Genomic DNA, 11992 nt, shown 5'->3' on the forward strand with positions numbered 1-11992 from the left:
GCTCGAGGTGACATATCATGTGCCGCGAATCTCATCCAACGAGGTTCAACCTTCGGGGTCTTCCGTGTGGTTCTGGGGCGTGGTGACCATCGATACGACGGGTTTGCTCCACTCCCGCCAGGAGCCCCGCAGGAACCCGGCGTCTTCCGAATCGTGCGGGACCGGCTGGATCACGACGCCACCGTCCCGCCAGGTCACCCACCATTTGGCGGCCTCGAGCGTGCCATCGTCTCGGGATTCATAACCCAACAACCAAAAGCCATCGTCGTGGGCCACTCCGACGAGGGGCCACCCGAAGGTCTCCGGCAGGAGATGGGGCCGGGTGACCTCTCCGTATTCGTCCAGCACCAGCATGAAGCCAGTGAGGCCCTTCTCCGACTCGAGCAGGTGACCGGCCACCCTCAACTGCCCGGAAAAGGCACCGATCAACAGCACCTGGCGGCGCTCATTCATGACGACCTGGGCAATCGTGAGTTCACCGGAACATCCAAAATCGACGGAGGCCAAAGGCGAGCCGTCCGCTTCGTACTGAACCAGCAGAGCCCAATGGTGTGACGCGGTGTGGTCGCGGGGGTGCTGTGCCTGGAAGGTATACATCGCGGGAGGAAAAACCTCCGAACCGGGATCCCGGGTTTGGGCACCCAACGGTGCGATGAAGGCGACCTGGGCCAGCAACGTGATCATGACGAGCCTGGGTCGGAATAACGAAGAGAAAAGGGGGATCGGGTTTCCAAAACGAATCATGTCGTAACTCCTTGGGTAGAAATCCAGGTGGCGGCGCCTGCCGCGCATCCGGTCCCCAAGACCAGGGCAAATGAGAGGCCAAAGCACAACATGATTATTTTAAACAACTTACAGCCCTACACCTACTTCTGGCGTGACGATCGTAGTCACCCGATTCTCCCGATCGATACGCGATCTCGCCCTTCTGGCACGGGTTCGGGTTCCAGGCAGTCCGGCAGTGACGCTGCGAGTCACTGTGACTTTTCGGGTCACCCCGCCCTCCTCGAACGCTGCATTATCGAACAACCCTAAATTCCCTTACAAACCGCGGTTTCCTTTGATTCACCCACATGTCTTTGCGAAAATGGCAGCCACGGCGCCCCTTGTTTCCAATCCAGTGCAAACGGGATTGTTTCGCCATGGCCATTTTCAAAACGAAACCGACTTCGATCCGCGAAACCCGTGCAACGCCTCGCCGCGGCATCCTGTTGGTAGACGACGAACCGGACATCCTCGACGCCATCGCCGAGTCTCTATCGGATCGATACCGGGTGGAGACGGCCACCTGCGGTGAAGAAGGGCTGGATCTTCTCGCCAGGCTGGGCGCGTCGGAAATTCAGGCGATCATCGCCGACCAACGCATGCCCGGGATGAGTGGGGTCGAATTCCTGGATCGCGCCCGTTGCCTCTACCCCGAAGTGGGTCGCATCGTCCTCACCGGCTACACCGATTTCCAAGCGGCGGTGCAATCCATCAACCAATGTAAGGCGTCCGCCTTCCTGCTCAAACCCTTCGATCGTGGAGACCTACTGAACACCATCGAAAAAGTGTTGCACGAAGCGGACTTGCGCAACCAGGCCGTTCGCAACCTCACCCTGAAGGGCATCGCGGGAAGTCGCATGCGCGCCTTCCTGCAGAGTCACGCGACGATCACGGACAGCGATGCGACGGTTTTGATCCAGGGGGAAACGGGTACGGGAAAGGAATTGGTGGCACGGGCACTTCACGACAACAGTCATCGAGCCGGCAAACCCTTTGTCGCGATTCACTGCGCGGCGCTGCCGGAAACCCTGTTCGAAGCCGAACTCTTCGGCCACCGGCAAGGTGCTTTCACGGGTGCGCATCGCGACCGAAAAGGGCGTGTCAATCAGGCCCGTGGCGGGACTTTGTTCATCGACGAGGTTGGCGAAATCCCCCCGAGCGTCCAAGGCAAGTTACTTCGTTTTTTTCAATCGGGGGAATACCAGCGTGTCGGCTGTGACATGGTGGGTCATGCGGATGTACGCATCGTCGCCGCCACCCATCGGAACCTCCGGGAAATGGTCGAAGAAGGTTCCTTTCGTCAGGACCTGTATTACCGCTTGAACGTCCTGGTCCTATCGGTTCCGGCATTGCGCGAGCGATTGGGCGATCTCCAGGAATTGGTGGAAATGTTTCTAATGAAATACAGCAAAGGTGCCAAGACCTTGAGTCGACAGGCGTTGATGGTTTTACACGGATACGACTATCCGGGCAACGTGCGCCAGTTGGAGCACTGCATCCAGCGAGCGTGCGCCCTATGTCAAATCGGTGAAATCGGGCCGCACCATTTGAGTCCCGAAATCTTGGAGCACTTCGGCCGGCACCAGCCGCTGGACGACGGGGCCTATCGATTCGAAGAGCTCACCAACGCCGAATTGAAAGCCGCACGGGCGCTGGTCTCCAAGCACGCCGTCGAGAAGCTCGAACGCACCTTTTTGAAGCAATTGATGGCGCGGTTCGATTCCATCGTCGCGGCCGCCCGACATGCGGGAATGGCTCGGGCCTACCTTCACCGATTGCTGACCAAACACCAGTTGAGACCGCCGAAGCCGAGTTCCGAGCGGTCCACCGAGCAAGCGCGTGCCTCTTCCCGATCGATAAACCCGACGAAATAGTGCCCATCCGGAAGCAGGGTTTTCCTGAAAATGCTCCACTGAATTGGCCGGATTCGCCATGCCGACGGGTATCTGCAGGCAGGTATCGGGTTTCAGGTATCAGGTATCAGCTAATCGCCTACGAACAAGCATCTTGCCAATACCTGACGGCCGAGGGTCAAGAGCGTACCCAGCCAACCACCTTGGCCGGGGCAACCAATCCGTTTCTGGGTGGGCACGAGCTAGGCGATGTGCCGTTGGGCCACGCTGTAAAGCCAGGGGGCGATGTCCGAACGCAGCCAGGAAAGGTAATACTGGCGTCGGAAAAACGTTTCGTCCTCGATTTTTTCCAGCAGGTCGATCACCTGACCCACATCCAGGTACGACTCGCGCAAGAACTGCAAAGTCGCCGGTCGCCAATGTTTCTTGTACAGCTTCAAGGTGAACCAGTGGGCGGCCTGCTCGCGCCACATCTGGAGCGGTCCGTGCACCAGAAAATGACGCACGCCCCAAAGACCCAGGCCGAACACGATCAACTTGGCCAACCCTGGCAGCACGGCCAGGAAGTAGAAGGCGAACCACAGCGGCAACAGCAGCCCCATGAACAAGATCAGGGCCCAACCCAACCAGTTCGCCGCACTCCAGAAAAAGGTCAGCGCGTCCTTGTCGCCCAGCACGCCCAACTGCACGAGGAAATGCCGAATTTTGTAATCGGCGATGCGTGGCGACCAGGCCATCTCCGTGTCTTCGTCGTCGGATTCCAACAGGAGGGACAACCGGTGGAAGACCTCGAAAAAGGGCCCGATGTCGGACCCGGCGGGAAACGCCGCCAACAAGGCCGGGCCGTCGTCCACCAATTCGATCGCCCGCTCGACGAACAGCTCGCGAGCCCGCGACCAATCGGCATCGCAACAGGCGACGATGGTCTCGTGAAGTTTGCGTCGCAGGGGCGTGCCGTCCAAGAACGACGTCACGCCGGCGCGGTAATCCCAGAGGGCTTCGAGAAAATCCAGCTCCAGTTCCAACTGGTCGGGCAAATCGTGGAGTTGGTAGTTGATGTAATCGAAGAATTGGGCCAGCCAGCCCTCTTCCGCGCGCCAGAAAGCGCGACGCACCACCGTAATCATGAACACGAGGCGGTGCGGCATGCGATCGCCGCGCAGTCGCGATTCGCACTCGTAGAGCAGGCCCTTCCACTCCTCGAACGGGATTTCGCCCAGCAAACCGCAGAACGGCTCCAGTGTATTGGTGTAGAAGTCCGCCGGGGCCAGCATGTCCGCCATGCGCGATACCAGGCGCACGAGGTCGGCCGCGCCCAACGAGAGCCAATACCGATGCCACAGGCGTTCGAGCAGCTCGTTGCGGGGAAAGGCGCTACGGCCCCGCAACAACCAGAACCCGAACCGGCGATCCAGGTCGGGCTCGACCAGATCGGACAGGCAGGCCAGCATGACGTAGTGCTCCGCTTTCTTGGAGGTCAATTCGCCCAAGAGCCGAAACAAGGATTCCGGTGTCTGATTCCCATCCAGCGGCGGCAGGGGTTGGGCAGGCGGCGGTGGCGGTTGCTGTGACATCGCGGGTGGCGGCGGGCCACCCCCTGCGTCGAGCTCGCGCAGCAGGGTCTCGTAGGCCTGGCGCAGACGCATGAACTCGTCGGGAAACCGATCGGGCTTGAAGCGGCGCAGGAGCGTGGTGTAGGCTCGCTTCAACTGCAGCCGATCGAAGTCTTCGGGCAAGCCGAAGAAACCGCGCGGGTCGTCGGGTAGAAGGTGCCAGGACGGAGTATCGGAATTCATGCGTCGAGCGACCTCGATTCGAAACGGGCTGCAGGCCCGCGTTTCGATCCTATTCAAACATGCACGGGATCGCGGGACAATGCGCCAAGTCGCGCGTACTCACGAAGATGGCAATCGACCGCGCGATCCAGGGCATCCGTTTCGGTCCCATGGGCACCCGCGGCGCATCCCCGCTCGGCCAGGCCTTCGGGGTCGTCCAACATTCAATCCGGGGCCGTTTCGAAATCGCCGTCCCGGACGGCGGCGCCAAATCGGTCCCGCCCGAAAGACGCCATTTGTACTAACATCATACATAGGGTCGACGGTCACCTCACCAATCCCCCATCCGTATTCGCGACGAATCCCTTTTCATGATTTCGATTACCATCCCCATCTACAACGAAGCCGCCAACGTGATGGAACGCCACCGCCAAGTCACGCGGGTCGTGCAGGGCCTGAACCGGTCCGATGAAGCCATCCCGGTCAACTTCGGCAGGCGCGGCGACTGCGGCGAGGCGCCCGATGCGCCGGTTGGGAAGGACCGCCACCTGCGCGCGATCCACTGCCTCCGCAACTTCGGTCAAACCATGGCGATGCGCGCCGGATTCGACCATGCCCACGGCGACATCATCGTGCCGATGGACGGCGACCTGCAGCACGGCCCGGCCGGCATGCCACGGTCGTTGGCCGTCATGGCTTTCACCACGGGAACCGCGAGCATTTTCCAGGGGTTGCTTGCGGAAACGCCGATCCGCATCTACTGCGACACCCACGACAAAAAAAATGGCGCGATCACCGGCGATTCGCGAGTGCCCGCTCGCGCGGCCGATTCGAGGATCGAGCCACAGGCGAAAGTCGCCGAACCACAGGCACCGGACGCCGCGGTCACCAACGAGGCCCTTTCTTGAACCTGGTCTCGATCGCGGCCACGTGGGTCGGCCGAACCCGTTCGGTCGGGGAGGTTGCTGCGTGTGTGGCCTGACCGGTTTTTATGGCCCAGGCGACCGCGACGACCTGCGCCGAATGACCGACCGCCTGCTGCACCGCGGCCCGGACGGCGAGGGGCTCTGGCAACACGACAAGGAGCCCCTGTTCCTGGGGCACCGCCGCCTGGCGATCGTGGATTTGGCCGGGGGCGATCAACCGATGTGGACGGCCGAGGGGGACCTCGCGGTGGTCTACGACGGCGAAATCTACAACCACGCCGAGCTGCGGTCGGAACTAACCGAGTTGGGCCACCGTTTCCGCACCGATCACAGCGATACCGAAGTCTTGTTGCACGGCTACCGCGAATGGGGTCAGGCGATCCTGGATCGCCTGAACGGCATGTGGGCCTTCGCCCTGTTGGACCTGCCGCGCCAGCGGCTGTTCTGCGCGCGCGACCGCTTCGGCCAGAAACCGTTCTTCTACGCCACGCGACCCGGCTTTTTCGCGTTCGCTTCGGAGCTGCCCGCCCTCCTGGCCCACCGCCACGTCTCGGCCGAACTCGACCCGGTGGCGATACGCAAGTACTTCGCGTACAACACGGTTCCTTCCCCTGGAACCGGTTACCGGCACATCGCGCAATTGGAACCCGGCGGTGTGGCGGTCTTCGAGTTCGGATCCGGTGTGGCCCGCACACGCCGTTGGTGGCGCTTCGCCATCGAACCGGATCCGGCGATGCTCCACGAGCGGGAAGACCGGCTGGCCGAACGGTTGCGTTCGCTGCTGGCGACGGCCGTGACGCGAAGACTGATGGCCGACGTACCGATCGGCCTGTTCCTGAGCGGCGGGCTCGATTCCTCGATGGTTACGGCCATGGCCACCGGGGCCGTGCGAACTTTGGCCATGCAGGCGCCCCTGCCCAGCTTCTCCATCGGCTTCGACGAACCCAGTTTCGACGAGACCGCGGCCGCCCGAGCGGCCTCGCGACACCTGGGCACGGATCACCGCGTTTGCACGTTGTCTCGGAACCAAGCCCCCCAGTTGGTGGACGAAGTTTTGGGAAAACTGGGTCAGTGGCTGGGTGACAGCTCCATTCTGCCGACCTACCAGCTCTCCGCTCATGCCCGCGAATCGGTGACGGTCGCACTGGGTGGCGACGGGGCGGACGAGCTTTTCGCCGGCTACGCACCGTTTCGGGCGCTGCAAACGGCCGGATGGTACCGCCGCTACGTTCGCGGCCGACTCCACCGCGCCGTGACCCTGTGCGTGGCGGCCCTGCCCACCAGCCACCGCCACATGAGCTTCGATTTCAAGCTGAAGAAGGCCATGAAGGGATTGGCGGTCTCGCCGCGCCTTCAGGTCCCGGTCTGGATGTCTTCCCTGGCCCCGAAGGAAATCGACCAATTGTTCGGCGAACCGATGCCGACCGCCGAGCTGTTCAGCGAGGCCATCGACGTGTGGGATCGCTGCCCTTCGGTGGATCCCATCGATCGGGCGTTGGAGTTCTTCACCCATCTATATTTAAGTGAAGGCATCCTGGCCAAGGTGGACCGCGCCGCCATGATGCACGGCTTGGAAGTGCGATCGCCCTTCCTGGACATCGAACTGGTCGATTGGGTGCGACGGCTGCCGGCGGCGCTCAAGCTGCGAGGTCGGCACACCAAGTACCTGCTCAGGAAAGCGGCGCGGCCGATCCTGCCGCGCAAGGTGATCGCGCGGGCCCAGCAGGGCTTTGCGGTACCGGTGGGTCCCTGGTTCCGCGACGGCCGGTTGGCGCTGGACGCCACCCGGCGCGTCGCCGGATTGGACGAAGCCGAGGTTCAGCGCCTCATGCGCGAGCATCGCGAGGGGCGCGCCGATCACCGCCTGTTCCTGTGGAACCTGCTGGTGGCCGACCGCGTGATCGCGGATGTCCCGAAGTGACTCTCCCGAAACGAACCCGCCCGATCAGGCAAAGCGGGCGCGCAATTGCTGGAGTCGGGTTCGACCGATCGGCAGGGCCGTCCCATCGTCGAGCACCAACGCGTAGCTGCTTCCCGGCATATTGCGTATTTCCCGAGCGAGTTCCAGGTTGGCGATGTAACCGCGATGGATACGAACGAAATGGGGCGGCAGTATTTGTTCCAGTCGATCCAGGGACTGGTGATGCAAGCGCGGGGAGCCTTCGTCGAGATGGAGTTCGCTGTAGTGGCCGGCCGCCTTGATGTAACACACGGCCGTCAGGGCAACCCGTGTGGTTCGGCCCGGCCGTTTGATGGCCAGGGAACGCACGACGCCATCAGATCGGGACGCCGCCTCGCCCTGGCCCGCGGGCTGTCCCGCCACCGGTCGCCGTCGTGCCTCGGCCAGGAAGCGGGCGAGCGCCTTCTCGAGGCGTGCCCGTTTGAACGGCTTCAAAACGAAATCCAGGACGCCGTGCTCGAAGGCCTCCAGTGCTCGCTCGCGATAGGCCGAAATGACGATGGTCTTGTAATCCGCCGATCGGCAATGGGCCAACAACGCGAAGCCGTCCACGCCTTTCAGGTTCAAGTCCAGCAACAACAGATCGAAATGGGTCCGCGTCACGATGGCGGACGCGGCGGGCCAGGTCTCGGCCCGTTCCAAACACTCCAGCTCCTCGCCCAGGTAGGCGCGCACGATGTTTTCGATGTAGCGACCGATGCGTCGTTCATCTTCGACGACGAGTACCTTTACCATCCTAGGCCCCTTTGCAATCGAGTTCGATCCGAGTCTGCCAACCGCCCGCGACCGGACCGGCGGACATCCGCCAACCGTCTCCAAACGCTTCCTCCAACCGAGCTTCGATGTATCGGGTTCCGGTTCCGGCAACGGGGGCGGATTCGGTTGCCGGCAAAAGGCCGTAGGCGGTGAACGTGATGTGGGCCTCATGCCGGCCTGAGCGACTCGCCAACTCGAAGTTCAGACCCCTGTCGTCCGGTTCCATATGGGTCAAACCATTTTCGACCAAGGTGTGGCAGACAGCCGGCGGAACCAAAATGGTTTCGTCGCCGTCGGCGGACAGGTGGAACTGCTGCTCGTGGCGGAAGGCCAGCACCTTCAGGTGGGCACGGCACAGTTCGATTTCTTCCGACAACGGCACCAGGGTGCGTTTAGACATGTGGTTCAGCATCGACAGTTCCTCGGCCAAGGCCTCGATCATCTCGACGGCCTGATCCGGCTGCTCCTCGATCCAGGCAACCAGGCTGGTCAGCGTGTTCATCAGAAAATGGGGCTGCAACTGCTTCCTGAGCAACTCCAATTCCAAGCGGCTGTTGCGCAGCCGGGCGGCCTGCTCGCGTCTGTTGCTCTCGGCCCAGCGAACGGCCAATGCCCGCATCATGGCCAGGACCAGGACCGCAAAACCCAGGAACAGGGTGACATCATAAGCCGCCACGATGGCGAAGCAGGCAGTCAAGCCAAATGCGGTTTCCCGCGACCCCGGCCTGCGGGCCAGAACCGCGGTCATGGCTTGTGCCCAGGAGATACTCAGGCCCACGGCCATGTGCAGCCAGGCGGACAGGTCGTAGTCCCAACCCTGCCACTTCGTCCAAACCACCGCAAGCCCGACACCCGCTACCGGCCATAGGGAAAGACCAAAACATTTGCTGCAGAAGGTCGGCAGCAACAAGGCGATCACGATCGTCAGCCACGCGATGGCCTCCATCCGATGGAAATGCAGATAGTAGGCGTAGTCGAAGACGTATTTGCCGTATTCGAGCAGGGCGAGCGCACACAGCGCCAGCGCCATCGATCCGAAAACCAACACGTCGGAACTGCCTGCATCCACCACATAAGAGGTGGTGTAAAAGCAGCCACAGAGGAGAAACATGCCGGCGAGCAGGAAGGTCCACGCCGTCAGCCGCAACGGATTGCGTACCAGGTCGCGCTGTTCGCCAACCACCAACTGGACCGGTTGAAGATCCATCTTGACCACGTGGTAATTGGACAGGTGCAGCCTCAAACGATGATTGCCGGCGGAGACCGCCTCACGCGGCAGCCGGTGGACCACGTGATAGAAGCCGGGTATCTCGTCGGCCCGATCCACCCCGAGTTTGCCGTTGGTGGCCAAGCGCGCCCCGTCCCAGTAGAGTTCATAGGCGCCCATCACGTTCACGTACACGGCCGGATCCTCGAAACCTGGATCGGCTTCCCATCGAAAATCGGCCTCCATCTCCCAATGGCCGTGATGAACGGGCACCCTGTAGGCCCATTCGGTAGTCGCGGGGGCTTGCCCACAGTCGCCCGACTCGGGCCAAAACCTCACCTCTTCGGCCCAGTGAATCCGGTCGCCGAACAGCAATTCGTAGGCGTAGTACGAATGCCAACCACCAGGGCCGTACAGGAACAGCAACGCGGCCGGAATCACGACCAGGACGTACGTCGAACCGGGTGGGATCACGAATTTGCGGGGAACCGACAAGGCAGCATCCTCTCGCTGGACAGCGCCGAATCCGTGGGAAACCGGTTGTAGATCGGCCGCCGATTTGGACCAGAGTATAACAAAGCGGGATGAAGCAATTCCCGTCGTTCGTGCATTCCCTGAGCAGCTCAGGCAAAATCATTGGAGCACCGCCCGGTAAACGGCGAAACTGCTGGCGATGACACAAACACACCGGGAGGCGATGAGTATGAAATGGTTGAAGATAGGGTTCATCCTCGTTGCGGCGCTCGGCTGCGGGCTGGTCGCCCAGAGCAAGCCGGGTATCGCCGAACAGATTCAGCCCGTCTTGGAGCGCCAAGGCGTATCGGCCGCGTTGAAGCAGTTGGACAAACTGAGGACCGAACGGCCTGGCGATTTCGATTTCGGCCAGGAACAGCTCAATCGGCTGGGGCACGCATTGCTGAGCCAAAAGCGGACGACGGACGCCATCGCGGTGTTTGAAGCCAACGTGCAACACTACCCCGAATACGCCACCCCCCACTACTGTCTGGGTGAGGCCTACCTGGCCGCCGATCGCGTGGCCGACGCGATCGACCGTTTCCAACGGGCGCTTCGATTGAGTCCCACCTCTGGTTGGATTTGGGACCAAATGGCTGAAGCCCAATTGCGACGGGGAGATCGAGCGGCTACCCGGCAATGGCTCGACATCGCACTCGAGCGCCATCGGAACCAACCCGAAGCATGGGAAACCGCTTCACGAATTTTGTCACATTGGCAGTTGTGGCCGGAGTTGGACGCGCTGCTCGCCCGCCAGGTGGCCGCTTTCCCCCGGCAAGCCGATCCCTGGGATCGCTGGATCGTCTCGCTGGTGGAGCGCGGTGAGAAGGCCGCCGCCAAAGCGAAGCTCTCACAAGCGCTCGACCGTTTCGATGGGGTTCGATTGTGGCGCTGTCGCCAGCCGATGGCCGCGATCGGAAGCCCGGTTCCGGAGGCGGACGACGGCTGGCCGACCGGTTCGCCAGCGGCGGCGGGGCTCGACCCCGCACCCATCACCGCGTTGGATCGCGCGGTCGACAAAGGCGATTTTCCCCACGTGCAAAACCTTTGTGTGGCGGTCGACGGCAAGCTGGTCATCGAAAAGAACTACAACGATGGTACCCGCTACAAGCTTCACGACCCCCGCTCGGTCGGCAAGAGTTTCACCGCCACCCTGGTCGGGCTGGCAATCGATCGAGGACGCCTGGCCGATACCCGGGTCCCCGTGTTCCCCTATTTCACCAAAGAGATGAAAACTCGAGATCGCAAAAAGGAAGAGGTTCAGCTTCACCACCTCCTGACCATGAGCCCTGGCTTCGACGCCTTCGACGACCGGCCTTCACCGGGCTCGGAAGACACGTATCAACAAACCCGCGACTGGTTGGGTGTGGTGGTCAATTTGGACATGGTCTACCAACCGGGCAGTCGTTTCGTCTACAGTTCGGCCGCTTCGATGCTGGCTGCCCTGATGGTGGCGCGTGCCATCGATGAACCGTTGGCGACCTTTGCCGATCGCACGCTGTTCGCGCCGCTGGCCATCAAGAGTTGGCGCTGGAACAGGACGCCGAAGGGCGAGCTATACGGCGCCGGGAACCTGTGGCTGCGCGCAAGGGACATGGCCAAGTTGGGCCAGCTCTACCTGGATGACGGCAAATGGCAGGGGAAACGGGTCTTGTCGTCGGCCTGGGTGAAAGCGGCCACCGGGAAACAAATCGACATCGACACCGAAAGTGACTACGGCTACTACTGGTGGCGCGGCCGTTATCGGCTGGGCGAGCGCGAAGTGGCCTGTTTCTATGCCTCCGGCAACGGCGGCAATCGCATCACCGTCTTCCCCGAACTGGGGACGGTGGTCGTCATCACGTCGACGGCCTACGGCCGGCGCATCGGCCACGAGCACGCGGATCGCATCATCAGCGAACACGTGCTGCCGGCCCTGGCGAAACGAAGCAAACCGGCCAGGTGATCGCATCCTCGGTTTGGCGCGCGTCACGCGGCGCGTGGCCACCAGGCCCGCGAGAGACCATGACGACGAGTCCGTCCGATTTCCAGGGCTGCCCGACCATGCTCCCACGCTCGAGCGTCGTCGCCCCCGAAGCACCAGGGTCGAATTACCCGAAGCGAGAGAGAGGCGTCGCGCCTGTAGGTGGAGCAGCCTGCTCCACCAATCGAAGCAACATATGTAACAGAAGTGGGTTACACCATAGAGCGAAGCCGATACCCTCCCTCACGACCCCAATCCAAAGCCGTAAAGTCCA

General features: G+C 62.0%; 8 protein-coding genes. 4 read left to right on the forward strand and 4 right to left on the reverse strand.

The annotated features are described in order from the left end of the window. Nucleotides 1-45: 45 nt before the first annotated feature. Nucleotides 46-744, reverse strand: a complete 699-nt coding sequence (locus J3U87_RS08460; RefSeq protein ID WP_237382605.1) for a hypothetical protein — start codon at nucleotides 742-744, stop codon at nucleotides 46-48. A 398-nt stretch (nucleotides 745-1142) separates the two neighbouring features. Here J3U87_RS08460 and J3U87_RS08465 point away from each other — a divergent pair, with 398 nt between their 5' ends. Continuing rightward, nucleotides 1143-2639, forward strand: a complete 1497-nt coding sequence (locus J3U87_RS08465; RefSeq protein WP_237382606.1) for a sigma-54-dependent transcriptional regulator — start codon at nucleotides 1143-1145, stop codon at nucleotides 2637-2639. Nucleotides 2640-2860: 221 nt separating this feature from the next. Here J3U87_RS08465 and J3U87_RS08470 read toward each other — a convergent pair whose 3' ends face one another. Next, nucleotides 2861-4414, reverse strand: coding sequence for a J domain-containing protein (locus J3U87_RS08470; RefSeq protein WP_237382607.1), 1554 nt, complete (start codon nucleotides 4412-4414; stop codon nucleotides 2861-2863). 350 nt (nucleotides 4415-4764) lie between these two features. Here J3U87_RS08470 and J3U87_RS08475 point away from each other — a divergent pair, with 350 nt between their 5' ends. Next, complete coding sequence (locus J3U87_RS08475) at nucleotides 4765-5301, forward strand: glycosyltransferase (RefSeq protein ID WP_237382608.1); 537 nt, start codon at nucleotides 4765-4767, stop codon at nucleotides 5299-5301. 61 nt (nucleotides 5302-5362) lie between these two features. Further along, a complete protein-coding gene (gene asnB, locus J3U87_RS08480; protein WP_237382609.1) occupies nucleotides 5363-7240 on the forward strand; it encodes an asparagine synthase (glutamine-hydrolyzing) in 1878 nt (625 codons plus the stop codon). Between the two features lie 24 nt (nucleotides 7241-7264). Here asnB and J3U87_RS08485 read toward each other — a convergent pair whose 3' ends face one another. Next, complete coding sequence (locus tag J3U87_RS08485) at nucleotides 7265-8014, reverse strand: LytR/AlgR family response regulator transcription factor (protein ID WP_237382610.1); 750 nt, start codon at nucleotides 8012-8014, stop codon at nucleotides 7265-7267. A gap of 1 nt (nucleotide 8015) precedes the next feature. Further along, the gene (locus J3U87_RS08490) at nucleotides 8016-9737 is read right to left on the reverse strand and encodes a sensor histidine kinase (RefSeq protein ID WP_237382611.1); all 1722 of its coding nucleotides are present in this window, start codon (nucleotides 9735-9737) and stop codon (nucleotides 8016-8018) included. Between the two features lie 208 nt (nucleotides 9738-9945). Here J3U87_RS08490 and J3U87_RS08495 point away from each other — a divergent pair, with 208 nt between their 5' ends. Next, nucleotides 9946-11700: a serine hydrolase gene (locus tag J3U87_RS08495; protein WP_237382612.1), complete on the forward strand. Its 1755-nt coding sequence runs from the start codon at nucleotides 9946-9948 to the stop codon at nucleotides 11698-11700. Nucleotides 11701-11992 lie beyond the last annotated feature (292 nt).

This window comes from Sulfidibacter corallicola (assembly GCF_017498545.1).
Lineage (GTDB): Bacteria > Acidobacteriota > Holophagae > Acanthopleuribacterales > Acanthopleuribacteraceae > Sulfidibacter > Sulfidibacter corallicola.

Excerpts from the sequence above, each read along its gene's own strand:
- J3U87_RS08495 (WP_237382612.1), top strand. The coding sequence starts at position 9,946 with ATGAAATGGTTGAAGATAGGGTTCATCCTCGTTGCGGCGCTCGGCTGC.
- J3U87_RS08475 (WP_237382608.1), top strand. The coding sequence starts at position 4,765 with ATGATTTCGATTACCATCCCCATCTACAACGAAGCCGCCAACGTGATG.
- J3U87_RS08460 (WP_237382605.1), bottom strand. The coding sequence starts at position 744 with ATGATTCGTTTTGGAAACCCGATCCCCCTTTTCTCTTCGTTATTCCGA.
- J3U87_RS08485 (WP_237382610.1), bottom strand. The coding sequence starts at position 8,014 with ATGGTAAAGGTACTCGTCGTCGAAGATGAACGACGCATCGGTCGCTAC.
- J3U87_RS08470 (WP_237382607.1), bottom strand. The coding sequence starts at position 4,414 with ATGAATTCCGATACTCCGTCCTGGCACCTTCTACCCGACGACCCGCGC.
- J3U87_RS08465 (WP_237382606.1), top strand. The coding sequence starts at position 1,143 with ATGGCCATTTTCAAAACGAAACCGACTTCGATCCGCGAAACCCGTGCA.